The 26,317-nt window shown below is 68.3% G+C and carries 26 protein-coding genes; 19 read left to right on the top strand and 7 right to left on the bottom strand.

The features are described from left to right. Positions 1 to 50 precede the first annotated feature (50 nt). A complete protein-coding gene (gene ribA, locus WS92_RS10010) occupies positions 51 to 704 on the top strand; it encodes a GTP cyclohydrolase II (protein WP_006027439.1) in 654 nt (217 codons plus the stop codon). Here ribA and WS92_RS10005 read toward each other — a convergent pair. The 3 genes from WS92_RS10005 to WS92_RS09995 form a co-directional block, all read right to left on the bottom strand. Beyond that, a complete protein-coding gene (locus WS92_RS10005; RefSeq protein ID WP_059930050.1) occupies positions 667 to 1,473 on the bottom strand; it encodes a hydroxymethylglutaryl-coenzyme A reductase in 807 nt (268 codons plus the stop codon). The two genes, ribA and WS92_RS10005, sit on opposite strands and share 38 nt — an antisense overlap. Positions 1,474 to 1,563: 90 nt before the next feature. Then, positions 1,564 to 2,175, bottom strand: coding sequence for an N-acylhomoserine lactone synthase BspI1 (gene bspI1, locus WS92_RS10000; RefSeq protein ID WP_006027437.1), 612 nt, complete (start codon positions 2,173 to 2,175; stop codon positions 1,564 to 1,566). Between the two features lie 214 nt (positions 2,176 to 2,389). Next, positions 2,390 to 2,833 carry a DUF4902 domain-containing protein gene (locus WS92_RS09995; RefSeq protein WP_015603338.1) on the bottom strand — a complete coding sequence of 148 codons (444 nt, stop codon included), beginning with the start codon at positions 2,831 to 2,833 and terminating at the stop codon, positions 2,390 to 2,392. Positions 2,834 to 2,906: 73 nt separating this feature from the next. Here WS92_RS09995 and bpsR point away from each other — a divergent pair, with 73 nt between their 5' ends. Next, the gene (bpsR, locus tag WS92_RS09990) at positions 2,907 to 3,626 is read left to right on the top strand and encodes an autoinducer-binding transcriptional regulator BpsR (RefSeq protein WP_006027435.1); all 720 of its coding nucleotides are present in this window, start codon (positions 2,907 to 2,909) and stop codon (positions 3,624 to 3,626) included. A gap of 28 nt (positions 3,627 to 3,654) precedes the next feature. Here bpsR and WS92_RS09985 read toward each other — a convergent pair whose 3' ends face one another. The 3 genes from WS92_RS09985 to WS92_RS09970 all read right to left on the bottom strand — a co-directional run bounded on the left by WS92_RS09985 (position 3,655) and on the right by WS92_RS09970 (position 6,537). Further along, on the bottom strand, positions 3,655 to 4,371 hold the full coding sequence (locus WS92_RS09985; RefSeq protein WP_009914820.1) for an MgtC/SapB family protein: 717 nt from the start codon (positions 4,369 to 4,371) through the stop codon (positions 3,655 to 3,657). A 342-nt stretch (positions 4,372 to 4,713) separates the two neighbouring features. Beyond that, positions 4,714 to 5,889 carry a metallophosphoesterase gene (locus WS92_RS09975; protein ID WP_059930048.1) on the bottom strand — a complete coding sequence of 392 codons (1,176 nt, stop codon included), beginning with the start codon at positions 5,887 to 5,889 and terminating at the stop codon, positions 4,714 to 4,716. Between the two features lie 63 nt (positions 5,890 to 5,952). Then, on the bottom strand, positions 5,953 to 6,537 hold the full coding sequence (locus tag WS92_RS09970) for a malonic semialdehyde reductase (RefSeq protein WP_009914821.1): 585 nt from the start codon (positions 6,535 to 6,537) through the stop codon (positions 5,953 to 5,955). Positions 6,538 to 6,668: 131 nt separating this feature from the next. Between WS92_RS09970 and WS92_RS09965 the strand changes: the two genes are divergently transcribed. Together WS92_RS09965 and WS92_RS09960 are read left to right on the top strand one after the other, a co-directional pair. Beyond that, complete coding sequence (locus WS92_RS09965; protein ID WP_059930317.1) at positions 6,669 to 7,295, top strand: alpha-ketoglutarate-dependent dioxygenase AlkB family protein; 627 nt, start codon at positions 6,669 to 6,671, stop codon at positions 7,293 to 7,295. 78 nt (positions 7,296 to 7,373) lie between these two features. After that, the gene (locus WS92_RS09960; RefSeq protein ID WP_059930046.1) at positions 7,374 to 8,324 is read left to right on the top strand and encodes an IclR family transcriptional regulator; all 951 of its coding nucleotides are present in this window, start codon (positions 7,374 to 7,376) and stop codon (positions 8,322 to 8,324) included. A gap of 65 nt (positions 8,325 to 8,389) precedes the next feature. Here WS92_RS09960 and WS92_RS09955 read toward each other — a convergent pair whose 3' ends face one another. Next, positions 8,390 to 9,478 carry a porin gene (locus tag WS92_RS09955; RefSeq protein WP_009914825.1) on the bottom strand — a complete coding sequence of 363 codons (1,089 nt, stop codon included), beginning with the start codon at positions 9,476 to 9,478 and terminating at the stop codon, positions 8,390 to 8,392. Between the two features lie 435 nt (positions 9,479 to 9,913). Between WS92_RS09955 and WS92_RS09950 the strand changes: the two genes are divergently transcribed. The 15 genes from WS92_RS09950 (at position 9,914) to WS92_RS09880 (ending at position 26,305) form a co-directional block, all read left to right on the top strand. Continuing rightward, positions 9,914 to 10,231, top strand: coding sequence for a non-heme iron oxygenase ferredoxin subunit (locus tag WS92_RS09950; protein ID WP_009914826.1), 318 nt, complete (start codon positions 9,914 to 9,916; stop codon positions 10,229 to 10,231). A gap of 1 nt (position 10,232) precedes the next feature. Then, positions 10,233 to 10,544 carry a recombinase-like helix-turn-helix domain-containing protein gene (locus WS92_RS09945; protein WP_059930043.1) on the top strand — a complete coding sequence of 104 codons (312 nt, stop codon included), beginning with the start codon at positions 10,233 to 10,235 and terminating at the stop codon, positions 10,542 to 10,544. 34 nt (positions 10,545 to 10,578) lie between these two features. Beyond that, positions 10,579 to 11,646 (top strand): aromatic ring-hydroxylating dioxygenase subunit alpha, encoded by a 1,068-nt coding sequence (locus tag WS92_RS09940; RefSeq protein WP_059930042.1) that lies wholly within the window; start codon positions 10,579 to 10,581, stop codon positions 11,644 to 11,646. Further along, positions 11,643 to 12,413, top strand: a complete 771-nt coding sequence (locus WS92_RS09935) for an SDR family oxidoreductase (RefSeq protein ID WP_059930039.1) — start codon at positions 11,643 to 11,645, stop codon at positions 12,411 to 12,413. The genes WS92_RS09940 and WS92_RS09935 overlap by 4 nt, the downstream gene beginning before the upstream one ends. A gap of 38 nt (positions 12,414 to 12,451) precedes the next feature. Further along, on the top strand, positions 12,452 to 12,979 hold the full coding sequence (locus WS92_RS09930; protein ID WP_059930315.1) for a cupin domain-containing protein: 528 nt from the start codon (positions 12,452 to 12,454) through the stop codon (positions 12,977 to 12,979). A gap of 16 nt (positions 12,980 to 12,995) precedes the next feature. Further along, entirely contained in the window at positions 12,996 to 13,910 is a 915-nt protein-coding gene (locus tag WS92_RS09925; protein ID WP_059930037.1) for an alpha/beta fold hydrolase, read from the top strand. Then, positions 13,907 to 14,761, top strand: a complete 855-nt coding sequence (locus WS92_RS09920; protein ID WP_059930313.1) for an IclR family transcriptional regulator — start codon at positions 13,907 to 13,909, stop codon at positions 14,759 to 14,761. Before WS92_RS09925 ends, WS92_RS09920 begins: the two co-directional genes overlap by 4 nt. Beyond that, the gene (locus WS92_RS09915; RefSeq protein WP_059930035.1) at positions 14,758 to 15,555 is read left to right on the top strand and encodes an SDR family oxidoreductase; all 798 of its coding nucleotides are present in this window, start codon (positions 14,758 to 14,760) and stop codon (positions 15,553 to 15,555) included. Before WS92_RS09920 ends, WS92_RS09915 begins: the two co-directional genes overlap by 4 nt. Beyond that, positions 15,548 to 17,221 (top strand): thiamine pyrophosphate-binding protein, encoded by a 1,674-nt coding sequence (locus tag WS92_RS09910; protein WP_059930032.1) that lies wholly within the window; start codon positions 15,548 to 15,550, stop codon positions 17,219 to 17,221. The genes WS92_RS09915 and WS92_RS09910 overlap by 8 nt, the downstream gene beginning before the upstream one ends. Continuing rightward, positions 17,214 to 18,029, top strand: a complete 816-nt coding sequence (locus WS92_RS09905; protein ID WP_059930030.1) for an aspartate dehydrogenase — start codon at positions 17,214 to 17,216, stop codon at positions 18,027 to 18,029. Before WS92_RS09910 ends, WS92_RS09905 begins: the two co-directional genes overlap by 8 nt. 25 nt (positions 18,030 to 18,054) lie before the next feature. Then, positions 18,055 to 19,545, top strand: coding sequence for an aldehyde dehydrogenase (locus WS92_RS09900; RefSeq protein ID WP_059930028.1), 1,491 nt, complete (start codon positions 18,055 to 18,057; stop codon positions 19,543 to 19,545). A gap of 97 nt (positions 19,546 to 19,642) precedes the next feature. Then, a complete protein-coding gene (locus WS92_RS09895) occupies positions 19,643 to 20,608 on the top strand; it encodes a VOC family protein (protein WP_059930026.1) in 966 nt (321 codons plus the stop codon). Further along, complete coding sequence (locus tag WS92_RS09890; protein WP_059930024.1) at positions 20,601 to 21,848, top strand: NAD(P)/FAD-dependent oxidoreductase; 1,248 nt, start codon at positions 20,601 to 20,603, stop codon at positions 21,846 to 21,848. The genes WS92_RS09895 and WS92_RS09890 overlap by 8 nt, the downstream gene beginning before the upstream one ends. A gap of 34 nt (positions 21,849 to 21,882) precedes the next feature. Next, a complete protein-coding gene (locus WS92_RS09885; protein ID WP_059930311.1) occupies positions 21,883 to 23,289 on the top strand; it encodes an MFS transporter in 1,407 nt (468 codons plus the stop codon). 562 nt (positions 23,290 to 23,851) lie between these two features. Further along, positions 23,852 to 26,305, top strand: a complete 2,454-nt coding sequence (locus tag WS92_RS09880; protein WP_051139229.1) for a YadA family autotransporter adhesin — start codon at positions 23,852 to 23,854, stop codon at positions 26,303 to 26,305. Positions 26,306 to 26,317 lie beyond the last annotated feature (12 nt).

Raw genomic sequence — 26,317 nt, 5'->3', positions numbered from 1 at the left:
GTGCACTCGCCATCCAGAACATTCCTTAATTCTTTCGTTTGATGCATTCCATGAAGTCTTCGCATCCCGAATCGCCGCAACCCGGCGACGGCGCCGCGCTCGAGTGCGTGACGCTCGTCGCCACCGCGACGCTTCCTACCCGCTACGGCACCTTCACGTCGTATGCGTTTCGCGTCGCGGGCGGCGATGCCGAGCACCTGGCGCTCGTGATGGGTGATGTCGCCGAGCAGCCGTCGGTGCTGACGCGGCTTCATTCCGAATGCCTGACGGGCGACGTGTTTGGCTCATATCGATGCGATTGCGGCGAGCAGCTCGATCTCGCGCTGCGCTACATCGCGGCCGAAGCGCGCGGCGTATTGCTGTATCTGCGCGGGCATGAAGGCCGCGGGATCGGCCTGAGCAACAAGATCCGCGCGTATGCGCTGCAGGAGCAGGGGCGCGACACCGTCGAGGCGAACCTCGATCTCGGGCTGCCCGACGACGCGCGCGAATACGATTCCGCCGCCGCGATCCTGCGCATCCTGAAAGTCACGTCCGTGCGCTTAATGAGCAACAATCCGAAGAAATTCGACACGCTCGCGCGGCATGGCATCCCGGTCTGCGAGCGCGTTGCGCTTGCCGTGCCGGTGCGCGAGGAGAACGAGCGCTACATTCGCACGAAGCAGCTCAAGTTCGGCCACTATTACTTCGACGAAAACGAATAGCGCGCGCCGCGCGGCGTGGCTTGCGCGCGCCGAAGCGCTGCTCGGCGATCGGCAGATCGAAGCGGTGGCGCACCTCGGCCGCGATCCAGTCGCATGCCTGCCGCGCGCAATCGGTGAGCATCTGGCGGTCCGCATGGCCGTCGATGTCGTAGACGAAGTGCACGTCCACTTCGTCGCCCGCCAGGTTCCGCTCGAGCTCGTTCAGATGCAGCCGAGGCGACAGGCCTTGCGCGAGCGCGCGCAACTCGTCGAAGTGGTATTCGAGCCAATCGGCGAAAAAGAGCGCATCACCGCGATCCGCGAGGCGAAACGCGGCGCTGCGCGTCACGCGCATGCCCGTGCCGGCCGCATGCGGCGCGCCCGATTCGGAGCGCGTCACGGCGTCGTGCCGGCGACTCGCCGCCTGCGCCGCCGTTGCCGTGCGCTCGCCCGGCGCGCGCTGCGCGAGCGGGGCGTGCGCGCGCCGGCATCGCGTGCGCAGCGCGTGCCAGAGCAGCGCGTCGCCGTTCGCGGCGGACGGCTGCATCGTCAGATCATGCGCGCCGTCGTCGCAATGCTCGACTTCGCGAATCACGAGCCGCAGCGTGCAGAGCGGCTCGTCGTCGAGATACAGGGTTGCGGAGCGCGGCAGTCCGCAGACGGGCGGCATCGCGCCGCGCGCGCGGAATACGAGCCCCTGTCTGCCGAGCCGCACGAGCGGCAGGCGTTCGGCGAACGACGGGAACGCGACGGCGATGCGGGTTTCGCCGGCATCGAACGTAGGGAGCATCGCGCGAAATACCGGTGAATGGTCCACGGTGTAGAAGTCTCCTTGGATGACGAACGGCCCGGTTCCGCGGACCGTCGATCAGGCGCGCTCTCAGGCGGCCTCGGCGCGCGGCGCGCCCAGCAGCGGATCGAGACCGAGCGCGGCGAGCGTTTGCGCATCGAGGTCGATCCAGCATGCGACGACCATGCGCCCGTCGATCTGCTGCGCGGGCCCGGCCCGGTGCGCGTGCACGCCGATCCGGCGGAACAGGCGCTCCATGCTGAGAAACGTCACGCCGATCAGTTGCTTCGCGCCGCGCCGCGCCGCGCACTCGACGACGGCGGCGAGCATCGGCCGCACCGCCCACGCCGGATTGCCGGTTCCGGCCGGGTCCTCGGCGTTCGCGGCGAAGCGCGACAGCTCCCAGACGGCGGTGGACTGCGGCAGCGGCATGTCGTTCGCGACCAGGGTCGGGAACAGCTCCTTCAGCAGGTAGGGGCGGGTCGTCGGCAGCAGCCGGGCGCAGCCGCAGATTTCCCCGTCGTCGTCGCGGGCGAACACGTAGACGGTATCGTCGCGATCGTACTGATCCCGCTCGAACCCTTCGCTCGCCGACGGCAGTTTCCAGCCGAGCTGCTCGACGAAAACGCGGTGCCGATAAAGGCCCAGATCAGCCGCCAAGTCGCTCGGCAGGCGCCCGTCGCCATGAACGAAAGTTCGCATGGTGTCGTCCTCGTGCGTGTGCTTTGGAATGGGCGCATTACATCGCGCGCTCCGAGGACAGGTAACTGTTAACCCTTACAGGGTCGGGAAAGCGAAGCGGGTGAGGGGGGAATGGATTTCGGCAGTGCCGGACTGCAAAGATTCGATAATTTGCTTGTCAATCCGCAATGTTCGAGGAAAATTGGACAATATGCACCGATTGCGCCGACGCGCATCACTGCAGGGTAGGGCCCGCATGTGAAAAATCGCCGCGACGAAGCATCGCGGCGGCGACGGCGGACGGCCAGTTCAACTGGGCGAGCCGGCGCGACAGCGCGGCCGACGTCGAATCCATGCCGATGTCGCGCCCGTTGTCGTCGATGCCCATCACGTTGCTGCGCACGTCGCTCCATGCGATGACGAATGCGCCCGTGGCGCCGTCGATGTACCAGTCCCAGCCCACTGTGAGGTGCGCCGCGCCCATGCCGGACGGCCGCTCCCACTCTGTGTAGCCGGCGATGCGGGCGTCGATGTCGCTCGCGCGCAGCTCGCCGAGCAGTCCGGAATCGATTCCGGACGATACGTGAACGAGTTGCAGCTCGGCGAACGCGTGCGCGGGAAGGCGCACGTAGCCGTCGGTGGATGGGCCGCGAAAGCGGTGGAGCAATGGTGAATTCATGCCGCGGAATGTATCAGTCCGCGCGCGTGCTGAAACCTAGCAAGTATGACAGCGTGAAGCTGCTGGAGAACGAATGGAACTGCGCTGGCAAGATGCCTATCTTCAATTTAGCGCCGCGGAGAACGAGCAGCAGCTCTTCCAACAGATCGCAGCGTATACGAAGCGGCTCGGCTTCGAATATTGCTGCTATGGCATACGCGTGCCGTTGCCGATCTCGAGGCCGGTCGTCGCGATCTTCGATACCTATCCGAACGGCTGGATGGAGCGCTACCAGGAAATGAACTACCTGGAGGTCGATCCGACCGTGCGCGAAGGCGCGCTCAGCTCGAACATGATCGTCTGGCCGGAGGCGAGCGCCTGCGACGCGACGTCGCTGTGGAGCGACGCGCGCGATCACGGGCTTGCGGTGGGCGTCGCGCAGTCGAGCTGGGCATCGCGCGGTGTGTTCGGTCTCCTGACGATCGCGCGGCACACGGACCGCCTGACGATCGCCGAGATCAACCATCTGACGCTGCAGACGAACTGGCTCGCGAACATGTCGCACTCGCTGATGAGCCGCTTCCTCGTGCCGAAGCTCGCGCCCGAATCGGGCGTGGCGCTCACGCACCGCGAGCGGGAAGTGCTGTGCTGGACGGGCGAAGGCAAGACCGCGTGCGAGATCGGCCAGATCCTCGGCATTTCCGAGCGCACGGTGAACTTCCACGTCAACAACGTCCTCGACAAGCTCGGCGCGACGAACAAGGTGCAGGCCGTCGTGAAGGCGATCGCGATGGGGCTCGTCGACGCGCCGTGAGCGGCGCGGCCGCGCCGCGCGCGATGCGTCACTCCATCATCGGCTCGGCTTCCTTCGCGGTCCAGCTCACGCTCGAGATGCTTTTCTCCATGCTCATCCGGCTCGCGATCTGCTCGAGCTTCTGCTGATCCTTCGGGTGCAGCTTCAGCGTCGCCGTGACCTTGATGCGCTCGGGCGCATCGGCTTCGCGCGGCACGTCCTCGCTCGTCAGGCTCTGGAACGACAGCGGTTTCGCATACATCGAGTTCGACAGCAGCGTCCGGATGTGCACTTCGTCCGATGCGAGGCAGATCACCATGATCTGATATTCGCGCACGAGATCGGCGTTCGACACGGGCGTCGCGTTGATCGCCTGGCTCACGCCGCGCAGCAGCGTGTTCGTCAGCAGGACGACGCCCGTGCCCGCGAGCGCGGGCAGGTAGTGGCCGGCGCCCGACAGCACGCCGACCGCGGCCGAGCACCAGAGGGTCGCCGCGGTGTTGATGCCCTGGATCGAGCCCTTGTCGCGCATGATGACGCCGCCGCCGAGAAAGCCGACGCCGGAGACGACGTACGCGGCGATTTGCGTGACGCCGGGGATTCCGTTGCCCGTCAGGACGCCGAGCGTGACGAACAGACATGCGCCGCTCGCGACGAGCGTGATCGTGCGCAAGCCGGCCGTGCGCTGGCGGATCTGCCGTTCGAGGCCGATGGCGACCCCGCAGGCGAACGCGGTGAAGAGGCGAAGTGCGAATTCGAAGGTCATTGGTGTTCTGCCATGCCGAATGCGCCGCGCGACGGGGGCGGCGGCGCGGGCGACCCTTGCGGGCGCGCGTGCATCTGCGTACTCGCGCGACACTTTAGCGCGCGAATCGATGCGATTGTGTGAAACGGGAAATCGCACGCGTTCCGACGAACGCGCGCGGCGGCGAATCGGCCGGCAGGCGTTCAGGCGAAGCGGCGTGCGGACGTTGCGCTGCTACTGTCCACGACGGTTCCTGAAAGAATGGATGGCGGGCATTCTAGGCGCGACCCGTCGCGCGAGTCAACCCGCGGGCGGCCGCGGCGAACGCGCGGGTGCATCGCGCGTTCGTCGTCGACGTTGCGTTCAGCGCTCAGCGTGGCGGACGCCGTCGCGCACGAGCCGCACGCGCGTGATCTCCGACGGCGCGCCGAGCCGCTTCGGCGGCCCCCAGTAGCCGGTGCCGCGGCTCGTATAGACCCACAGGCCGCCGAGCCGCGCGAGTCCCGCGGTGAACGGCTGCTGCAGTCGCACGAAGAAATTCCACGGGAAAAACTGGCCGCCGTGCGTGTGCCCGGACAGTTGCAGCGTGAAGCCCGCGTCGGCTGCGGCGCTCGCGCTGCGCGGCTGGTGCGCGAGCAGCACGCGGATGCGCACGTCGACCGGCGCGCCCGCGAGCGCCGCGCCCGGATCGCTCCGATGCGCGGGGTCGAAGTGGCCCGCCGAGTAGTCGGTGACGCCCGCGATCACGAGCTGGCCGTCGCCGTGGTCGATTGTCCGATGCTCGTTGAGCAGGACTTCGAGGCCGAGGCGGCGGAACTCGGCGATCCATTCGTCGGCGCCCGAGTAGTACTCGTGATTGCCCGTCACGACGAACGCGCCGTGGCGCGCGCGCAGCCGGCCGAGCGGCGCCGCGTGACCCGCGAGCTGCGCGATGGTGCCGTCGACGACGTCGCCCGTCACCGCGACGAGGTCCGGCTCGAGCCGGTTGACCGCCTCGACGATCGCCTCGACGTAGCCGCGCTTGATCGTCGGGCCGACGTGGATGTCGCTGATCTGCACGATCGTGAAGCCGTCGAGCGCGGCGGGCAGGTCGTCGATCGGCACCGCGACGTCGACGACGCGCGCGCGGCGTCGCGCATTGACGAAGCCGATGACGCTCACCGCGAGCGCCGCGAGCGGCACGCCGGCCGCCGTCTGCGTGCGCCAGTGCGCGAGCGACACCGCGCGGGGCGCGAGCGCGTCGATGGTGACGAGCGATGCGAGCAGCACGTCGCGCGCGAGCGTGAGCACGAGCAGCGACGAGAAGAAACCCATCGCGAGGAGCCCGGCCCACGCGACGCGATCGCCGAGCGGCTGCCGCTCGAACATGCGCGACAGCATGCCGGGCGGAATCAGGAGGCACGACGCGACGAGCCACAGCGCGCCCGCGTAGCGGGCGGCGGGCGACGCGAGGTCGGGCAGGAGACGGAAGCCGACGTACACATGCAGCAGCACGCCGATGATCGTCAGGCGCAACAGAAACGATGAAACGCGTCGCATGGGCGGAAGGAAACAGGGGGAAGCCGAGGGGCGGCGGCGCGCGAACGCGCCGCCGTTGCGCGCTTATTCGATGCGCGCGATTTCGTCGAACGAGAAGCGGGGGCTGCGCGGGAACAGTCCGGCGGGATCGCCGTAGCCGAGGTTCACGAGGAAGTTCGACTTGATCGACGTGCCGGCGAAGAACGCGGCGTCGACGGTTGCCTGGTCGAAGCCGGACATCGGGCCGGCATCGAGGCCGAGCGCGCGCGCGGCGACGATCAGGTACGCGCCTTGCAGCGACGAATTGCGGAACGCGGTCGCTTCGATCAGCGCGTCGTTGCCGGCGAACCAACTGCGCGCGTCCGCGTGCGGGAAGAGCTTCGGCAGATGTTCGTGGAATTCCATGTCCATCCCGACGATCACGGTGACGGGCGCGGCCATCGTCTTCGCGAGATTGCCTTCGGACAGCGCGGGCTTGAGCCTCGCCTTCGCCTCCTGCGACTTCACGAACACGAAGCGCGCGGGGCTCGAGTTCGCCGACGTCGGGCCGCACTTGACGAGCTCGATCAGTTGATGGAGCAGCGCGTCGTCGACGGGCTTCGGCTGCCAGGCGTTGTGCGTGCGCGCGGTGCGAAAAATTTGATCGAGAGCGGAATCGGAAAGAGTCATGTCGGGATCCGGATGAGCGCGCAAACGGTCTGGCGTTCGCGCGGCTAGAATTTGAACAGGGCGGCGCGGATCGCGGGTTGCGGTTCGCGCCATTCCGCGATGATAGCCGGATGCCGAGATTTTGACCGATGATGTTCGATTTGTTCGACAACCTGCCGAAACCCGATGTCGACTGGCGTCCGGACTGGCTCGCGCCCGCCGATGCAGACCGGTTCCATGCGCGCCTCGTCGACGAGGTCGCGTGGCGGCAGGACACGATGCACACGCCGCGCGGCCTGTTGCCGCTGCCGCGCCTGACCGCGTGGCAGGGCGAGCCGGACGCGGTCTACGTGTATTCGGGCATCCGCAACGAGCCGGCGCCGTGGACGCCCGCCGTGCTCGAGCTGAAGCGGATGGTCGAGGCGGCGAGCCGCGCGCGCTTCAACAGCGTGCTGCTGAACCGCTATCGCAATGGCTTCGACAGCATGGGCTGGCACGCGGACGACGAGCCGGAGCTCGGTCCCGAGCCGGTGATCGCGTCGCTGAGCCTCGGCGCGACGCGGGTGTTCGATCTGCGGCACAACGAAACGGGTGTCGCGCACGCGTATCGGCTGACGAACGGCAGCCTGCTCGTGATGCGCGGACGCACGCAACGCGAGTGGCGGCATCGCGTGCCGAAGGAGCCCGCCGTGCAGGGCGAGCGGATCAACCTGACGTTTCGCTGGGTGAGCGGGCCGCCCGCGGACGCGCGCCGCGCGAGGCCGCGTCCGCGCGGATGAAGGCGGGCCGCGTCCGCGCGTCGAAACCGCGCGGCCTTCGCGTTATGATTCGATTTCTTTCCGTCCACTGCAGCCGACATGGCCAAAACCACTACGACAGCCGCGGGCAAGCATGCCGCCGGCGCCGCATCGGGCAAGCCGCGCCGCGCCCCGGCCGGTGCGCTCGCCGCGCCTGACGCGGCCGACGACGAAGCCGCGGGCGGCGCATCGTCGTATCTCGTTCCCGGGCTCGAGCGCGGGTTGCGCATCCTGTCCGAATTTTCCGCGCGTGAGCCGGTGTTGAGCGCGCCCGAGCTGTCGAAGCGAATCGGCATCCCGCGCACGACGACGTTCCGCCTGTTGCAGACGCTCGAAGCGCTCGGCTTCATCGAGCGCGCGAACGGCGACCGCCATTTCCGGCTCGGCGTCGGCGTGCTGCGCCTCGGCTTCGAATATCTGAACTCGCTCGAATTGACCGACCTCGGCGCGCCGGTGCTCGAGCGCTTGCGCGACGCGACCGGGCTGTCGACGCATCTGCTGATCCGCGATCGCCGCGACGTCGTGTTCGTCGCGAAGGCGCAGAGCAACGCGCCGATGTTCGGCTCGGTGAAGGTGCACGTGGGCACGCGGCTGCCCGCGCACGCGACCGTGCACGGCCATGTGCTGATGGGCGACCTGACGCGCGACGCGATGCGCCAGCTCTACCCGGAAAAGCGGCTCGAGGCGTTCACCGAGCATACGCCCGCGACCGTCGACGCGCTGTACGAGCGCGTGCGCCATTACGCGCGTCTCGGCTACGCGCTCAGCGAGGGTGCGTTCGAGAGTGGGATCTCGGCGGTGACGGCGCCCGTGCGCGACCATTCCGGCTCGATCGTCGCGGCAATCACCGCGACGGTGCCGCGCTCGGAGATCGGCTCCGCCGAAGAAAAGGAGCGGCTCGTCGAGCTCGTGTGCGGCGCGGCCGTCGATCTGTCGCAGCGCCTGAACTATCGGCCGCTCGACAGCGATCCGACCGCCGCGCATGCGCGGCACAAGGTCGCGTTGTTCTGAAGGCGTTCTGATCGCGTCGATCGATGCACGCGGTATGCGGCGCGCGCGTTCGCGCCGCGCCGCGCTCAGAACGAGTGGTGAATCCCCGCCAGAAAGATCACCTGATTCGCCGTGCTCGACGCGCCCGCCGTGAAGAACGCCGCCTTCGCGTTGCCGCTCGCGTGCTCGTACAGCACGTTCGCGTAGAGCTGCGTGCGCTTGGACAGCGAATACGTGTCGCCGAGCTCGAACTGCGTCCAGCGGCGGCCGGCGAGCGTCGAGCTCGCCGCGCCGCCCGCGATCACGTTGAACGGCGAGCTCTGGTAGTTCGCGCCGGCGTCGTAGCTCTGGAACGTGTCCGAGTGACCATTCGCCTGCAGCTTCACGTGCGTGTAGAGGCCGTGCACGAGCAGCGGGCCGAAGCGATACGACAGGCCCGCGCCCATGTTCTCCGCCTTCTTTGCGACGTAGCTCGCGACGGGCATGCCCTGGAACGTGCCGCCCGGCCCGGCGATGCCGCCGACGGTCGCCATCGAGAACGCCTGGTCGTGCTCGTTCGAATAGACGGCGGCGGCCTTGAGCGGGCCATTCGCGTAGTTGACGCCGAAGCTCATCGTCCGGCCGTTCGAGAAGTTCGTCGTGTTGCCGAAGCCGAGCATCGCGCCCACGGTGAAGCCCGCGTAGGTCGGCGACCGGTACTTGACCGAGTTGTTGAACGGCACGGAGCTCGTGTCCGCGAGCTGGTCGAGGTTGCCCGGATGGAATGCGTACCAGCTCTGCGCGAGGAACGCGGTCGACAGCGGGTCGAGCCAGTCGAAGTTGAACGGCGTCTGATGGCCGAGCGTCAGCGTGCCGAGCCTGTCCGAATTCAGGCCGACGAACGCCTGGCGGTTCCACATCGTGCCCGCCGCCGCCATCTGGCCGTTGTTCGTATAGAAGCCGTTTTCGAGCTGGAAGATCGCCTTCAGGCCGCCGCCCAGATCCTCGACGCCCTTCAATCCCCATCGATCGGGCTGCGTGTTGCCCTGAATCATCGACCACTTCGCGCCGCCGCCGACGTTGTTCACGTACGCGACGCCGGCGTCGAGGCTGCCGTACAGCGTGACGCTGCTCTGCGCCCACGCGCCGGCGACGGCGCCCGCGCCGAGCAATGCTGCTACCGCATGCTTGACCATCTGATCTCCTGACCTTTGCTCCAAATGACGCGGGTGGTGGCCCGTGCGCGAAACGGCCGATCGCGCGCGTTCCCGCGTATGAATATTGGGTCTTCTTTTGTTCCATATATGGTACTTCGTACCTTTGGTGGAATCGAGTATAGGGGTGGAAATCGGCTGGAACAAAATAAATTTTCGAATGGGCGCGAAGCCCGCGATTCGTCCGACGACATGCCGATAACGCATTGAAAGATCGACGGAAAGCCCGAAAATTCCACTCCATGCCCATCCCGCGTGGCTTGGATCGCATCGGGCGGAAGCGCGGTCTCGGTATTTTCCCTAGGCGTTGCAGCTTTTTATTTTGATCTTCGAAACACGCTCCTATAATCACCATCCATAAACTGACGTTCCGTATTTGGAACAAACAAGCGGATCGACCTGAAGAAAGGGTGTGAGATGTCTGAACAATGGGTTTGCGCCGGACACGCCGGCGCGTTGTCCGAGGATTCGCCGATCGAGTTCAAGCGCGCCGACGGCGTGGAGATCGGGATCTACCGAGTCGGCGACGAGCTGCATGCGCTCGAGAACGTCTGCCCGCACGCGTATGCGCTTCTCACGCAAGGCTTCGTCGACGACGGCACGGTCGAGTGCCCGTTGCACGAGGCCGTGTTCGACATCAGGACCGGCCAGTGCCTGAAAGGGCCGGGCGGCCGCGCACTGAAGACGTACGCGGTGCGGCTCGCCGGCGAGGAAATCCAGATCAAGGTGGAATGACATGAACGAGACGACCGTGAACTTCAATCCGTTCCTCACGCCGTGGCGCGCGCCGCAGCCGAACAACGTCGCGGGCAAGGGGCAGATCGAGATCCCCGGGCAGATGCCGAATCTCGTGTGGCAGACGCGCAAGGCCGAGCCGACGCAGTACGAGAACGATCTCGGCGACGCGCTCGAACGTGTGTTCGAAGGCGGCGCGGCCGAGCTTGCCGACGTCGTCGCGGGCCTGAACCGCATCGGCTTTCGCGCGCCCGACGGCGCCGAATGGACGGCCGAGCGCTTCTGCGCGGAACTCGCCGCGCTCGCCGAATGACGCAGCCGCCCTCAAACGCTTCCGGAGCAAACAGATGACGTCTTCCGCCCAAACGAACCCCGGCGCCGATCCGGTGCGCGCGTATCTCGACCGCGGCATCCGCAACTACTGGTATCCCGTCGCGCCGAGCTGGCAGGTGTCGAGCGCGCCCGTCGGCATCACTCGGTTGTCCGAACAGATCGTGCTGTGGCGCGATCGGCAGGGCAACGTGCACGCGCTCGAAGACCGCTGTCCGCATCGCGGCGCGCGCCTGTCGCTCGGCTGGAATCTCGGCGATCGCGTCGCGTGCTGGTATCACGGCGTCGAAGTGAACGGCGGCGGCACCGTGACGAAGGTGCCGGCCGTGTCGAACTGTCCGCTCGAAGGGCAGTCGTGCGTGAAGTCGTACCCGGTCGAGGAGCGCGCGGGCGCGATCTTCCTGTGGTTCGGCGATGACGCGCATCGCGAGCCCGCGCCGCTCGTGCTGCCCGACGAACTCGTCGGGCCCGAGTACGCGCAATTCGTCTGCGTGTCGAACTGGACCTGCAATTACCAGTATGCGATCGACAACGTGATGGACCCGATGCACGGCGCGTATCTGCACGCGACGTCGCATTCGATGGCCGAAGGCGACAAGCAGGCCGACATGCGCGTGCACAAGACCGAGACGGGCCTGATGTTCGAGAAGGTCAACCAGCGCGACGTGAACTTCGACTGGGTGGAGCTCGGCGAGACGGGCTGCATCTGGCTGCGCCTCGCGATTCCGTATCAGCGCAAGTTCGGCCCGGGCGGCAGCTTCGGCATCGTCGGCTTCGCGACGCCGATCGACGACGACCACTGCCAGGTCTATTTCTGGCGAACCCGCAAGGTTGCGGGCTGGCAGCGCGACGTGTGGCGCTTCCTGTATCGGAACCGTCTCGAAGGGCTGCACTGGGCGGTGCTCGAGCAAGACCGCTACGTGCTCGAAAGCATGGCGCCGAACGCGCGCGATCACGAATACCTGTATCAGCACGACGTCGGCATCACGCGCGTGCGGCGGATGCTGCGCCAGCGCGCGCAGGAGCATCTCGCCGCGCTCGGCGCGCATCGCGCGGCGCAGGCCCACGCGACGGAGCGCGCATGAGCGCGCCCGTGCAGGCGATCGCGCTCGCCGGCCGCCGCGTGCTCGTCACGGGCGGCGCGCGCGGGCTCGGCGCGGCGTTCGTCGAGGCGCTCGTCGCGGCGGGCGCGAAAGTCGCGTTCGGCGACGTGCTCGAAGCCGAAGGCCGCGCGCTCGCGCAGCGCTTGCGCGACTCGGGCCATGACGCGCACTTCGTCGCGCTCGACCTCGCGGACCCGGCGAGCGTCGCCGCTTTCGTCGACGAAGGCGCGCGGGTGCTCGGCGGCATCGACGGCCTCGTGAACAACGCGGCGATCACGAACTCGGGCGGCAAGCGCGCGACCGAGCTTTCGATCGACACGTGGGACGCGGTGATGAACGTCAACGTGCGCGGCGTCTGGCTCGCGTGCAACGCGGCGTTGCGCCATCTCGCGCGCTCGGGCCGCGGCGCGATCGTGAATCTCGCGTCCGACACTGCGTTGTGGGGCGCGCCGAAGCTGCTCGCTTACGTGGCGAGCAAGGGCGCAGTGATCGCGATGACGCACACGCTCGCACGCGAGTTCGGCGAGCAGGGCGTGACGGTCAACGCGATCGCGCCGGGCCTGACCGAGGTCGAGGCGACCGCATACGTGCCGGCCGAGCGCCGCCAATACTACTTGCAGGGCCGCGCACTGCCGCGCGCGCAAGTGCCGGCCGACGTGACGGGGCCGGCGCTGTTCCTGCTGTCCGATGCCGCGCGTTTCGTCACGGGTCAGTTGCTGCCCGTGAACGGCGGCTTCGTGATGCATTGACCAATTGTTAGCACTTAGCACTCTTGAAGGAGATGACGATGGCGGACGCCGATATCGAGCGTAAATCGTGGGACCAGACGGCGGGCGAGAGCTTCGGCGAATGGATGGACGGGCGCGTCGCGCGCCTCGAGACGCGCCGTTACGACTGGGACGCGCTGAAATTCCAGGCCGATTTCGATCCGAAATACCGCCGCGCGCAAATGCGCTACGTGGGCACGGGCGGCACGGGCGTCGCGAAGGATGCGAACACGGTGCCCGCGGGCGGCTTCACGTTTTCGACGATGGTGATTCCGGCCGGCAACGTCGGCCCGAGCCACATTCATATCGACGTCGAGGAAATCTTCTTCGTGCTGCGCGGCAGGATGAAGGTGATCTGCGAGCGCGACGGCGAGACGTGGGAGGCGGTGCTCGGCGAACGCGACCTGATCTCGGTGCCGCCGGGCGTCTATCGGACCGAAATCAACATCGGCGACGAAGACGCGCTGATGTGCGTGATGCTCGGCTCGCCGAAGCCGATCACGCCGACGTATCCGCCGGATTCGCCGCTCTCGAAGATCAAGCGCTGATGCACGGACGACGACGATGAGCGCGATTTCCACGACGACAGCCGGCGCGAGCGCGATGCCTTTCGCCGCGCTGCTCGAACGCTTCGCTGAGCGACACGCGGCGGCGGGCGACGCGGGCACGATCGGCTACCGCGAGGCGGGCGAATCGTACGGCGAGCGCACTGAGCAAGCCGGGCGCGATCCCGTCGTGCTGCTGCACGGGATCGGATCGGGTGCGGCGTCGTGGGTGCACCAGCTCGACGCGCTCGGCGCGACGCGTCGCGCGCTCGCGTGGGACGCGCCAGGCTATGGCGCATCGTCACGCGTCGCGGCCGGCTCGCCTGTCGCGGCCGACTACGCGGCGTCGCTCGCCGCGTGGCTCGACGCGCTGCGCATCGAGCGCTGCGTGCTCGTCGGCCATTCGCTCGGCGCGATCGTCGCCGGCGCGTTCGCGCGGATCGCGAGCGAGCGGCTTGCGGGATTGCTGCTGATTTCTCCTGCCGGCGGCTACGGCGGCGCGCCCGCCGACGTGCGGGCCGAGCGGCGCGACAGCCGTCTCGCACTGCTCGCGTCGCTCGGCCCGCAAGGGCTCGCCGACGAGCGCAGCGCAAACATGTTGTCCGCGCATGCGAGCGACACGGCGCGCGCGTGGGTGCACTGGAACATGGCGCGCATCGCGCCCGCCGGCTATGCGCAGGCGACGCATCTGCTCGCGAACGCGGATCTCGCGTCCGATCTCGTCCATTACCGCGGCCGCGTCGCGGTCGCCGTCGGCGGCGACGACGCGATCACGCCGCCCGCCGCATGCGAGCGGATTGCGCGCGCGGCGCGTGTTGGGCTGCAGGTGATTCCCCGTGCGGGCCATGCCGGCTACGTTGAAGCGCCCGATGCGTACAGCGCGTTGATCGACGCTTTTTGCCGTCAATGCGACGGATCGCGAGGCGCGACATGAGCGAACCGCTGCTGAAAGACGCCGACAACGCGAAGAATGATTCGAACTACGTAGTACCGGGGCTCGAGCGCGGGCTGCGCGTCCTGGCCGAGTTCTCGCCGCGCGAGCCGGTGCTCGGCGCGCCGGAGCTGTCGAAGCGGCTCGGCATTCCGCGCACGACGGTGTTCCGTCTGCTGCAGACGCTCGAGTCACTCGGCTTTCTCGAGCGCGCGGACAAGGATCGCAATTATCGCCTCGGCGTCGCGGTGTTGCGCCTCGGCTTCGAATACCTGAGCTCGCTCGAGCTGACTGATCTCGGCTTGCCGGTGATAGAAGGCTTGCGCGATGCGACGGGCTTCACGGCGCACATCGTGATTCGCGACGGCCGCGACGTGGTGTTCGTCGCGAAGGCGCAGAACGCGGGGCACGCGTTCGGCTCGGTGCGGGTGAACGTCGGCACGCGCCTGCCCGCGCACGCGACGACGCACGGCCACGTGCTGATGGGCGACCTGTCGCTCGCCGAGTTGCGCGCGCTGTATCCGGAGCGGGAGCTCGAACGCGTGACGAAGGCGACGCCCGAGACTGTCGACGCGCTCTTCGACGTGATTCGCGCCGATGCGCGGCGCGGCTACGGCATCGGCAACTCGGCGTTCGAGCGCGATATCTCGGTCGTCACGGCGCCCGTGCGCAACGAGGCGAGCCGGATCGTCGCGGTCGTCACGGTGACGGTGCCGCGGCCGGAGATCGATGCGGCGCTCGTCGCCGACGGGCTGATCGAGAAGGTCGTGCGCGCGGCGGACGGACTGTCGCGGCGGCTCAACTACCGGGCCGACGACGAAAACACCTATTTGAAGGCATTGGGATTGCGATGATCCAGATCGATTTGAGCGGGCAGGTCGCCGTGGTGACGGGCGGCTCGTCCGGCATCGGCTACGCTTGCGCCGAGCTTTTTCTGCGCGCGGGCGCGTCGGTCGCGATATGCGGGCGCAGCGACGAACGGCTCGCGAGCGCGCATGCGCGGCTCGCGCAGCAGTTCCCGAGCGAGCGCGTGCTCGCCGCGCGCTGCGACGTGCTCGACGAAGCCGACGTGACTGCGTTCGCGCAGGCCGTGGCCGAGCGCTTCGGCGGCGCCGACATGCTCGTCAACAACGCGGGCCAAGGCCGCGTGTCGACGTTCGCGGACACGACGGACGACGCGTGGCGCGACGAACTCGATCTGAAGTACTTCAGCATCATCCGCCCGACACGCGCGTTCCTGCCGCTGCTGCGCGCGTCGGCCGCGCCGGCGATCACCTGCGTGAATTCGCTGCTCGCGCTGCAGCCGGAGCCGCACATGGTCGCGACATCGTCGGCGCGCGCGGGCGTGCTGAGCCTCGTCAAATCGCTCGCGAACGAGCTCGCGCCCGAGCGCATCCGCGTCAACTCGATCCTGATCGGCGTCGTCGAATCGGGGCAGTGGCGGCGGCGCTACCACGCGCAGGCCGCGCCGGGCGAATCGTGGGAAGCGTGGACGGCCGCGCTCGCCGCGAAGAAGAACCTTCCGCTTGCGCGCTTCGGCCGGCCCGACGAGGCCGCGTGGGCGCTCTTTTATCTCGCAACGAATCTGTCGTCGTACACGACGGGCAGCCATATCGACGTATCAGGAGGCTTTGCACGCCATGTCTAACAAAACCACGACCACGGTCGGCGAGCTGATTGCCGCCTTCCTCGAACAATGCGGCGTGAAGACCGCCTTCGGCGTGATCTCGATTCACAACATGCCGATCCTCGACGCGATCCACACGCGCGGCAAGATCCGCTATGTCGGCGCGCGCGGCGAGGCGGGCGCCGTCAACATGGCCGACGGCCTCGCGCGCGTGTCGGGCGGGCTCGGCGTCGCGTTCACGAGCACGGGCACCGCGGCGGGCAACGCGGCGGGCGCGATGGTCGAGGCGCTGACGGCCGGCACCCCGCTCGTGCACGTCACCGGGCAGATCGAGACGCCGTACCTCGATCAGGATCTCGCGTACATCCACGAGGCGCCCGATCAACTGTCGATGCTCAATGCGATTTCGAAAGCCGCGTATCGCGTGCGCACGGTCGAATCCGTGCTGCCGACGATCCGCGAGGCAGTGCGTGTCGCGATGACCGCGCCGAGCGGCCCCGTGTCGGTCGAGATTCCGATCGACATCCAGGCGGCCGAGATCGAGTGGCCGGACGACCTCGCGCCGCCGCACGTCGCGGTACGCGAGCACGACAGCGCGCGCGTCGCGCAGCTCGCCGAGCGTCTGGCGAGCGCGCGCCGGCCGCTGCTGTGGCTCGGCGGCGGCGCGCGGCACGCACGCGCGGAAGTCGAGCGGCTCGTCGCACTCGGCTTCGGCGTGGTCACGAGCGTGCAGGGCCGCGGCGTGCTGCCCGAGGATCATCCGGCGACGCTCGGCGCGTTCAACGTGCACGCGGCCGTCGAGCGCTTCTACAAGACGTGCGACGCGGTGGTCGTCGTCGGCTCGCGGCTGCGCGGCAACGAGACGCTGAAGTACAAGCTCGCGTTGCCGAGCCCGCTGTTCCGCGTCGATGCCGACGCGCTCGCCGACAACCGCGGCTATCGCAACGACCTGTTCGTGCACGGCGACGCGAAGCGCGTGCTCGCCGAGCTCGCGGACCGGCTCGAAGGCAAGCTCGCCGCCGATCCGCGCTTCGCCGGCGATCTCGCGGCCGCGCGCGAGGCGGCCGTCGAGGACGTCGGCAAGGGGCTCGGCCCGTACAAGCGCCTCGTCGACACGCTGCAGCAGGCGCTCGGCCGCGACTACAACTGGGTGCGCGACGTGACGATCTCGAACAGCACGTGGGGCAACCGCCTGCTCAGGATCTTCGAGCCGCGCGCGGGCGTGCATGCGCTGGGCGGCGGAATCGGCCAGGGGATGCAGATGGCGATCGGCGCGGCGCTGGCGGGCGCGGCGGCGAAGACGGTGTGCCTCGTCGGCGACGGCGGCCTGATGGTGAACGTCGGTGAGCTCGCGACCGCCGTGCAGGAGAACGCGAACGTGATGATCGTGCTGATGAACGACCAGTGCTACGGCGTGATCCGCAACATCCAGGACGCGCAGTACGGCGGCCGCCGCTGCTACGTCGATCTGCATCAGCCGGATTTCGCGCAGTTCTGCGCGAGCCTGAAGCTCGCGCATCACCGACTCACGTCGCTCGACGACGCGCAGCGCATCGTTCGCGAAGGGCTCGCGCACGAAGGCCCGGTGCTCGTCGAGGTCGACATGCTGTCGGTCGGCGCGTTCGCGACCGCGTTCGCCGGCCCACCCGTCAAGAAGGACACGCCCGCGGAGCGCCAGTATGCGTAACGCTCACGCTCCCGTCGACGTCGCGATGATCGGCTTCGGCGCGATCGGCGAGGCCGTCTATCGCGCGGTCGAGCACGACGCGGCGCTGCGCGTCGCGCACGTGATCGTGCCCGAGCATCAGTGCGATGCGGTGCGCGGCGCGCTCGGCGAGCGCGTCGACGTCGTGTCCTCCGTCGACGCGCTCGCGTACCGTCCGCAATTCGCGCTCGAGTGCGCGGGGCACGGCGCGCTTGCCGACCACGTCGTGCCGCTGTTGAAGGCGGGCACGGATTGCGCGGTCGCATCGATCGGCGCGCTGTCGGACCTCGCGCTGCTCGGCGCGCTGTCGGACGCGGCCGACGAAGGCGGCGCGACGCTCACGCTGCTGTCGGGCGCGATCGGCGGCATCGACGCGCTCGCGGCCGCGAAGCAGGGCGGCCTCGACGAGGTGCTGTACATCGGCCGCAAGCCGCCGCTCGGCTGGCTCGGCACGCCGGCCGAGGCGATCTGCGATCTGCGCGCGATGACGGCCGAGCAGACGATCTTCGAAGGAAGCGCGCGCGACGCGGCGCGGCGCTATCCGAAGAACGCGAACGTCGCGGCGACGGTTGCGCTCGCGGGCGTCGGCCTCGACGCGACGAAGGTGCGCCTGATCGCCGATCCGGCCGTTACGCGCAACGTGCACCGGATCGTCGCGCGCGGCGCGTTCGGCGAGATGTCGATCGAGATGAGCGGCAAGCCGCTGCCGGACAACCCGAAGACGTCCGCGCTGACGGCGTTCAGCGCGATTCGCGCGCTGCGCAACCGCGCGTCGCGCTGCGTGATCTGAACTGCTCAACGTCAGGACAACCATCGTGACTGCATTCGACTCATCGCTCGTGCCGTCGGGCGACATCCTGATTGGCGGCGAGTGGCGCCGCGGCCGCGGCGCGACGACGCCGAACTTCTATCCGGCCGACGGCTCGCTCAACACCGAGATTCACATGGCCGACGCGGCCGACGCGCGCGAGGCGGTCGAGGTGGCCGACGCCGCGTGGCGCCGCGCGAACTGGTCGGGCCTGAAGCCGCATCAGCGCGCGGGCGTGCTGCACCGGATCGCCGATCTGATTCACGCGAATCACGAGGCGCTCGCGCAGTTGCAGCGGCGCGACAACGGCAAGCCGATCAGCGAGACGCGCGCGCTCGTCGCGAGCGCGGCGAACACGTTCCGCTATTTCGCCGCGTGCGCGGAGACGCTTGACGACGCGCTGACGCCATCGCGCGGCGACTATCTGTCGATGAGCGTGCACGAGCCGCTCGGCGTCGTCGCGGCGATCACGCCGTGGAATTCGCCGATCGCGTCCGACGCGCAGAAGCTCGGCCCCGCGCTCGCGGCGGGCAACGCGGTCGTGCTGAAGCCGGCCGAGGTGACGCCGCTCGCGTCGCTCGCGCTCGCGCGCCTATGCGAGCAAGCGGGCGTGCCGCCCGGCGTGATCTCGGTGCTGCCGGGCAAGGGCTCGGTGATCGGCGACGCGCTCGTGCGCGATCCGCTCGTGAAGAAGGTGTCGTTCACGGGCGGCACCGAAGTCGGCCGCGGGATCGCGCGGCTCGCGGCCGAGAAGCTGATGCCGCTGTCGCTCGAGCTGGGCGGCAAGTCGCCGACGATCGTGTTCGACGACGCCGATCTCGATCACGCGGTCAACGGCGTGCTGTTCGGGATCTTCAGCTCGTCGGGCGAATCGTGCATCGCGGGCTCGCGCGTGTTCGTCCAGCGCGCGATCTACGACGCGTTTGTCGCGCGCCTCGTCGACGCGGCGCGCAAGCTGCGCGTCGGCGATCCGGCGAGCGAGCGCACGCAGATGGGTCCGCTCATCACCGCGCAGCATCGCGGCACGGTCGAGCGCTACGTCGCGCTCGGCCGCGACGAAGGCGGCCGCGTGCTGTGCGGCGGCGAGCGGCCGACGGGCGAAGGCCGCGACGCGGGCTTCTTCTATCTGCCGACGATTCTCGACGGCCTGTCGAACCGGGCCCGCATTTGCCGGGAAGAAATCTTCGGGCCGGTGCTCGTCGCGCTGCCGTTCGACGACGAGGCGGCGCTCGTCGCCGAAGCGAACGACAGCGTGTTCGGGCTTGCGGCCGGCATCTGGACGCGCGACTACAAGCGCGCATGGCGCGTCGCGCGCGCGCTCGACGCGGGCACCGTGTGGATCAACACGTACAAGCAGTTCTCGATCTCGACGCCGTTTTCGGGCCGCAAGGAAAGCGGGATGGGGCGCGAGAAGGGCAGCCTCGGGATTCGCGAGTACATGCAGCAGAAGAGCCTCTACTGGGGCTTGAACGATTCGCCGCTGCCGTGGGCGAACTGACGGAACTGACGGAACTGACGGAACTGACGGAACTGACGGAACTGACGGAACTGACGGAACTGACGGAACTGACGGAACTGACGGAAAGGATCATCGCATGAGCATTCTCGGCATCGAACAGATTACCTACGGCGTGACCGATCTCGCGACGTGCCGCCGTTTCTTCGCGGACTGGGGCCTCAACGAAGTCGCGCGCGGCGAAGCATACGTGAGCTTCGAGACGATGAATGGCTGCACGGTGCGCGTCGTCGACGCGCGCGATCCGTCGCTGCCGCCCGCGTTCGAGGAAGGCCCGACGTTGCGCGAGGTCACGTGGGGCGTCGGCGCGCGGGCGGAGCTCGACGCGCTGCGCGGCCGGCTCGCGGGCCAGCCGGGCCACTACGAGACCGACGACGCGATCGGCTGCATCGATCCGAACGGCATGGCGATCCGCATCGAAGTGACGCGCAGGCGCCAGGTCGACGTGAAGGGCTCGCTGCCGAACGTGTGGGGCGAGACGCTGCGCGTCGACCAGCCAGCCGCGATCTACGAGCATGCGGAGCCGATCGAGGTCGGCCACGTCGTGTTCTTCACGAACCGGCTCGCCGAGCAGGAGGCGTTCTATCACGAGCTGCTCGGCTTCGAGACGTCGGATCGCTACCCCGGCCGCGGCGCGTTCATGCGCTGCGCGCCGCACGGCGGCCATCACGACCTGTTCCTGCTCGCGCTGCCTACGGCCAAGCGCGGCCTGAACCACGTCGCGTTCACGGTGCGCGACATCCACGAAGTGTTCGGCGGCGGGATGCACGTGAGCCGCTGCGGCTGGGAGACGCAGCTCGGGCCGGGGCGGCACCCGGTGTCGTCCGCGTACTTCTGGTACTTCCGCAATCCGGCGGGCGGCCTCATCGAGTATTACGCGGACGAGGACATGCTGACGCCCGCGTGGCAGCCGCGCGAGTTCGAGCCGGGCCCGACCGTGTTCGCCGAGTGGGCGATCGACGGCGGCCTAGATGGCAATACGCGCCGGCAGAAGAACGCGCAGGCGCCGGAAGGCAGGTTCATGACGGAGCGCAACGATGACTGAGCATGCGAACGCCGACGCGGGTGCCGCGCCGCGCACCGTCGTCGTGATCGGCGGCGGGCAGGCGGCGGGCTGGGTGGTGAAGACGCTGCGCGGCGAGGGCTTCGCCGGACGCATCGTGATGATCGCGGACGAAGCGCATCCGCCGTACGAGCGGCCTCCGCTGTCGAAGGCGGTGCTCGCGGGCGATGCCGACATCTCGACCGTGCGCGTCGTGCAGCCGGACGAATTCGGCGCGCTCGGCATCGAAGCGTGGCAGCCCGAACGCGCGGCGTCGATCGATCGCGCGCGGCGCATCGTGCGCACCGCATCGGGCCGAGAGATCGAATACGACCGGCTCGTGATCGCGACGGGCGGCGCGTCGCGACGTCTGCCGGATGCGATCGTCGGGACGCCTCATCTTCACTACCTGCGCACGCTCGACGAGGCAGTCGCGCTCGGCGAGCGGCTGCGCGCGAGCCGCCGCGTGCTCGTGATCGGCGGCGGCTGGATCGGGCTGGAAGTCGCGGCCACCGCGCGCAAGCTCGGCGTAGACGCGGTCGTCGTGGAGGGTGCGCCGCGGCTTTGCGCGCGCTCGGTGCCGGGCGAGGTGTCCGATTTCCTGCTCGATCTGCATCGCGCGAACGGCGTCGACGTGCGGCTGAACGCGTCGCTCGCGTCGCTCGGCGCGCATCCGGACGACGCGAATCGCGTACGCGCGACGCTCGCCGGCGGCGCGACCGTCGACGCGGATTTCGCGGTCGCGGGAGTCGGCCTCGCGCTCAATACGTCGCTCGCGACCGAAGCGGGCTTGCACGTCGACGACGGCATCGTCGTCGACGAATACGGAGCGACGAGCGATCCGGCGATCTTCGCGTGCGGCGACGTCGCGAACCATCCGAACGCGTGGCTCAAGCGCCGCGTGCGGCTCGAATCGTGGGCGAACGCGCAGAACCAGGCAATCGCGGCCGCGAAGGCGGTGCTTGGCGTGCGTGCGCCGTATGCGGAGATTCCGTGGTTCTGGTCCGATCAATACGACGTGAACCTGCAGATCCTCGGCGATCTGCCCGCCGACGCGCAGCGCGTCGTGCGCGGCGACATCGCCGCGAAACGCGCGACGCTGTTCTTCGTGACGGACGGCGCGCTGCGCGGCGTGATCGCGATCAACTCGGCGCGCGACCTGAAGCTCGCGCGCAAATGGATGAATCAGGGGCGCGCAATCGACGTCGCCGCGCTGACGGACGCGACGAAGGCGCTTGCCTGACCACGAGAACGACGACATGGAGGAGAACCCACGCATGAGCACACTGGAAACCGCGATCGCGGGCGCGCCCGCGGCCGACACGGCGGCGAGCGCCGCGACACCCGGCGCGATCATCGCGCGCCTCGAGCGGCTGCCCGCGAACGCGATGCAGATCCGCGCACGCGTGCTGATCGGCGCCGCGACCTTCTTCGACGGCTTCGACGTGATCACGATCGCGGCGACGCTGCCGCTCCTGATCCACAAGTGGGGGCTGTCGCCGAATCAGGTCGGGATGCTGATCGCGTCCGGCGCGATCGGCCAGTTGCTCGGTGCGTTCCTGTTCCCGGCGCTTGCGGAGAAGCACGGCCGCGTGCGCGCGATCGCGTGGAGCTCGGCCGTGATCGGCGTGACGAGCATCGCGTGCGGATTCGCTTCGACGTTCGAAGCATTCGTGCTGCTGCGGATCGTGCAGGGGCTTGGCCTCGGCGGCGAGCTGCCGGTCGCCGCGACCTACATCAACGAAATCACGCGCGCGCACGGCCGCGGGCGCTTCGTGCTGCTGTACGAGATCGTGTTTCCGATCGGCCTGCTCGCGTCGATGGCGCTCGGCGCATGGCTCGTGCCGCGCTTCGGCTGGGAGGTGATGTATTTCATCGGCGGGATGCCGCTCGTGCTCGCGCTCGTGCTTGCGCGGCTCGTGCCGGAATCGCCGCGCTGGCTCGCGTCGCGCGGGCGGCTCGACGAAGCGGGGCACGCGCTGCATGCGTTCGAATCCGCGGCGAAGGAGCCGCTGCCGCCCGTCGCGCATGCGAGCGAGTTCGACGCGCTCGTGCGCAGCCATCCGAAGCGCCGGATGATCGACCTGTTCGGGCCCGCGTATCTGAAGCGCACGCTCGCGGTCGCGACGCTGTGGGCGACGTGTGGATTCATCCAGTACGGGCTGTCGACCTGGCTGCCGACGATTTACAAGAACTTCTATCACGCGCCGCTGCAGCTCGCGTTGAACCTTGCGGTGATCGGCTCGGTGATGGGCGTCGTGGGCTCGCTCGTGTCGGCGCTTGCCGTCGACGTGGTCGGCCGCAAGCCGGTGATCGTATGGTCGTTCGTGCTTTGCGCGCTGTCGCTCGTGTTCGCGGGGCTCTTTCACGCGTCGTCGGTGTACGTGGTCGCGACGTTCTGCTCGTTCGCTCTCGGCCTGATGGCGTCGGGCTTCATCACGTCCTATGTGTACACGCCCGAGCAGTATCCGACGAGCATCCGCGCGGCCGGCTGCGGACTCGGCAGCGCGTGGCTGAAGATCGCGTCGTTCGTCGCGCCGATGGCGGTGCCGCGCGCGATCGTCGGCGGCGATCTGAGCCCGGCGTTCTACTTGCTCGCGGTGGTGCCGCTCATTGCTGCGCTGACCGTGCACTTCGTCGGCATCGAGACGAAAGGGCAGGTGCTCGAAAAACTCGAGGCATAGCGCGGCGCTTTCGCAACGTTTGGCAGTAGTGCAGCAGAAAAAGCCCGGATATTCCGGGCTTTTTTGCGCGTGCATCCGAAAGCGGCCGGACGGCGGCATCGAGCACGCCGGCCGATGCGTCCGGCGGTTCCGCGCCGGCTGGCCATCGGCGTGTCTCCGCGCGCATTCGATAAGTCGTGTTTTCTGGATTTATTAATGGCCGGTTTAAAAAATTTATTGATGAATAGGAATCCGCTTATATTGCATTTCAGGCAATGTTGTCTGGATTACATTTTTCACATTCTTTCGTCAGTGTTCGATGGATTACTGTTTTTGAGTATTTGAGGTTTGCCAAGGTGGAAAGTTATTAATATCCCTGCCTGCGAGGCGTGATTGGGGTTCGCGATTGATGTCCCGGAAATCGTATAAATGATTTTGACATTTAATCGCAATGCATGATTTCGTATTCGACGGCGACGTCCTGCGGACTGCGCACTCGGAAATGACCCTGCTGACGGCCCGTGCGAATTGAAATCACAGGGGATATTGAGTGAACAAAATCTACAATGTTGTCTGGAGTCGGGTGCGAGGCCAATTGATTGCGGTTTCCGAATTTTCCGGATCGAATGCCAAGGGTTCGACGACGCGAGTCGCCAGGGCGGCGCCTGGCGTCGCCGCACATGTTGCGGCTTCCCGCCGGTCGCGCCCGTCGTGGGTGAAGCTCGGCCTGATGTCGCTGTCGGTGAGCGCGGCGATGGGCTGGATGGCGACTGACGCCGCGGCGCAGGTCAGCTATGCGGCGGGCTATAACGCCTATGCTGGCCCCGGCAGCAATACCGGCCCGTGGGCGTTCTACAACCCGGCCTTCAGCGCGGGCACGCTGCTGTACGGCACGGCGGTCGGCAACTACGCGTATGCGAACGGCGAGGGCAGCTCGGCCTACGGCGATCACGCGACGGCGCAGGGGCGCATCGGCACCGCGCTCGGCGCCTATTCGGAAGCGGCCGGCGACGGCGGCACCGCGATCGGCGCCAGCGCGCGGGCGCTGCCGGACTTCAGCATCGCGATCGGCACGAACGCGCAGGCGCTGAAGGACACGGGGCAGTCGATCCCCGGCCGCGAAGACATCGGCACGATCGCGATCGGCGCGGGCGCGCTCGCGCAGGGCGACAACAGCGATCCGCTGCATGTGTCCGCGCCGAATGCGTTCGGCGGTTACACGGTCGCGACGGCGAGCGGCGCGGTGGCGCTGGGCGAGGGCGCCGCGTCGTCCGCCTATTACGCGAATGCGCTCGGCTCGTATTCGAAGGCGTCGGGTGCGGGCGCGGTCGCGGTGGGCGGCGGCGCCGAAGCAACCGCGCAGGGCGCGGTGGCGATCGGCGGCGCGACGAGCGTCAACGACGCGACCGCACTGTCCGGCTATGCGAGCGCGAGCGGCATCAACGCAATCGCGGTCGGTTCCGGCGCGCAGGCGACGGGCAGCCAGTCGATCAGCATCGGCACGGGCAACGTCGTGTCGGGCGCGAACGCCGGCGCGTTCGGCGATCCGTCGACAGTTACGGGCACGGGCTCGTATTCGTTCGGCAACAACAACACGATCAACGCGAACAACGCGTTCGTGCTCGGCAACAACGTGCGGATCGGCTCGGGACTCGACGGCTCGGTCGCGCTCGGCAACGGCGCGGCGGTCGCGGCGGCGAACCCGACCGGCAGCGCGACGATCACGACGACGTCGGGCGGTCAATTGACGCTGTCCGGTTTTGCCGGCGCGAATCCGACGAGCGTCGTCAGCGTCGGCGCGCCCGGCGCCGAACGCCAGATCACGAACGTCGCGGCGGGGCGCATCACGCCGACGTCGACGGACGCCGTCAACGGCAGCCAGTTGTATGCGGTTGCGAGCACGATCGACAGCGCGGTGAACGGCGGCGGGATCAAGTACTTCCACGCGAATTCGACTTTGGCCGATTCGACGGCGGCGGGCGCGGACAGCGTCGCGGTCGGCCCGGCCGCGCTCGCCTACGGCAACGACTCGATCGCCGAAGGCACGAACGCGACGGCGGGCGTGAGCGGCAACCCGGCGGTCGCCGGCGACGTCGCGCTCGGCAGCGGCGCGCAAGCGACGGGTGGCCGCTCGCTCGCGCTCGGCGCGAACGCGTCGGTCAATGCCGCGGGCGGCGTCGCGCTCGGCGCCGGGTCGGTCGCGAATCGCGCGGCCGGCACGTACACCGATCCGATCACGGGCGGCAGCTTCACGACCGCATTCGGCGCGGTATCGGTCGGCCTCGAAGGATCGCTGCGCCAGATCACCAACGTCGCGGCGGGCACGCAGGCGACGGACGCGGTGAACGTCGGCCAACTGCAAGGCGCGATTGCGCAGTTGAACCAGTCGATCCAGAACATCACGAACGGGTCGAACTCGGGGAACAACGGCAACAACTCCGGGCAGACCGTGTCGGGCCAGTGGATCACGGGCAACCCGTCGACCTATACGCCGCCGGTGGCGAGCGGCATCGGCTCGACCGCCGCGGGCAGCGGCAGTGTCGCGTCCGGCGCGAACAGCGTCGCGATCGGCGACGGTGCGTCGGCGTCCGGCAACAACTCGGTCGCGCTCGGCGCCCATTCGGTTGCGAGCGCGCCGAACACGGTGTCGGTCGGCTCGGCCGGCAACGAGCGGACGATCTCGAATGTCGCGCCGGGTGTGAACGGCACCGATGCGGTGAACGTGAACCAGTTGAACAGCGGCATCGGCAATGCGCTCAGCCAGGCGAATCAGTACACGGATCAGAAGGTCGACCATCTGCGGCGCGAGATGAACGGCGGCGTGGCGGCGGCGATGGCGGTGGCCGGCTTGCCGCAGCCGACCGCGCCGGGCAAGAGCATGGTCGCGCTCGCGGGCTCGACGTGGCAGGGGCAACAAGGCTTCGCGCTCGGCGTATCGACGATTGCCGAGAACGGCAAGTGGCTGTACAAGGGGGCGCTCACGACCAGCACGCGCGGCGGGACGGGCGCGGTGCTCGGGGCCGGCTATCAGTGGTGACAGTGGTGACGC

Origin of the sequence: Burkholderia sp. MSMB1588, assembly GCF_001546925.1 — a bacterium.
GTDB classification, from domain to species: domain Bacteria; phylum Pseudomonadota; class Gammaproteobacteria; order Burkholderiales; family Burkholderiaceae; genus Burkholderia; species Burkholderia humptydooensis.
This window is presented reverse-complemented; position numbering and strand designations above follow the sequence as displayed.

Bases quoted from the DNA above. Each gene is read 5' to 3' on its own strand.
- ribA (WP_006027439.1), top strand. From the start codon at position 51: ATGAAGTCTTCGCATCCCGAATCGCCGCAACCCGGCGACGGCGCCGCG.
- WS92_RS10005 (WP_059930050.1), bottom strand. From the start codon at position 1,473: ATGCTCCCTACGTTCGATGCCGGCGAAACCCGCATCGCCGTCGCGTTC.
- bspI1 (WP_006027437.1), bottom strand. From the start codon at position 2,175: ATGCGAACTTTCGTTCATGGCGACGGGCGCCTGCCGAGCGACTTGGCG.
- WS92_RS09995 (WP_015603338.1), bottom strand. From the start codon at position 2,833: ATGAATTCACCATTGCTCCACCGCTTTCGCGGCCCATCCACCGACGGC.
- bpsR (WP_006027435.1), top strand. From the start codon at position 2,907: ATGGAACTGCGCTGGCAAGATGCCTATCTTCAATTTAGCGCCGCGGAG.
- WS92_RS09985 (WP_009914820.1), bottom strand. From the start codon at position 4,371: ATGACCTTCGAATTCGCACTTCGCCTCTTCACCGCGTTCGCCTGCGGG.
- WS92_RS09975 (WP_059930048.1), bottom strand. From the start codon at position 5,889: ATGCGACGCGTTTCATCGTTTCTGTTGCGCCTGACGATCATCGGCGTG.
- WS92_RS09970 (WP_009914821.1), bottom strand. From the start codon at position 6,537: ATGACTCTTTCCGATTCCGCTCTCGATCAAATTTTTCGCACCGCGCGC.
- WS92_RS09965 (WP_059930317.1), top strand. From the start codon at position 6,669: ATGTTCGATTTGTTCGACAACCTGCCGAAACCCGATGTCGACTGGCGT.
- WS92_RS09960 (WP_059930046.1), top strand. From the start codon at position 7,374: ATGGCCAAAACCACTACGACAGCCGCGGGCAAGCATGCCGCCGGCGCC.
- WS92_RS09955 (WP_009914825.1), bottom strand. From the start codon at position 9,478: ATGGTCAAGCATGCGGTAGCAGCATTGCTCGGCGCGGGCGCCGTCGCC.
- WS92_RS09950 (WP_009914826.1), top strand. From the start codon at position 9,914: ATGTCTGAACAATGGGTTTGCGCCGGACACGCCGGCGCGTTGTCCGAG.
- WS92_RS09945 (WP_059930043.1), top strand. From the start codon at position 10,233: ATGAACGAGACGACCGTGAACTTCAATCCGTTCCTCACGCCGTGGCGC.
- WS92_RS09940 (WP_059930042.1), top strand. From the start codon at position 10,579: ATGACGTCTTCCGCCCAAACGAACCCCGGCGCCGATCCGGTGCGCGCG.
- WS92_RS09935 (WP_059930039.1), top strand. From the start codon at position 11,643: ATGAGCGCGCCCGTGCAGGCGATCGCGCTCGCCGGCCGCCGCGTGCTC.
- WS92_RS09930 (WP_059930315.1), top strand. From the start codon at position 12,452: ATGGCGGACGCCGATATCGAGCGTAAATCGTGGGACCAGACGGCGGGC.
- WS92_RS09925 (WP_059930037.1), top strand. From the start codon at position 12,996: ATGAGCGCGATTTCCACGACGACAGCCGGCGCGAGCGCGATGCCTTTC.
- WS92_RS09920 (WP_059930313.1), top strand. From the start codon at position 13,907: ATGAGCGAACCGCTGCTGAAAGACGCCGACAACGCGAAGAATGATTCG.
- WS92_RS09915 (WP_059930035.1), top strand. From the start codon at position 14,758: ATGATCCAGATCGATTTGAGCGGGCAGGTCGCCGTGGTGACGGGCGGC.
- WS92_RS09910 (WP_059930032.1), top strand. From the start codon at position 15,548: ATGTCTAACAAAACCACGACCACGGTCGGCGAGCTGATTGCCGCCTTC.
- WS92_RS09905 (WP_059930030.1), top strand. From the start codon at position 17,214: ATGCGTAACGCTCACGCTCCCGTCGACGTCGCGATGATCGGCTTCGGC.
- WS92_RS09895 (WP_059930026.1), top strand. From the start codon at position 19,643: ATGAGCATTCTCGGCATCGAACAGATTACCTACGGCGTGACCGATCTC.
- WS92_RS09890 (WP_059930024.1), top strand. From the start codon at position 20,601: ATGACTGAGCATGCGAACGCCGACGCGGGTGCCGCGCCGCGCACCGTC.
- WS92_RS09885 (WP_059930311.1), top strand. From the start codon at position 21,883: ATGAGCACACTGGAAACCGCGATCGCGGGCGCGCCCGCGGCCGACACG.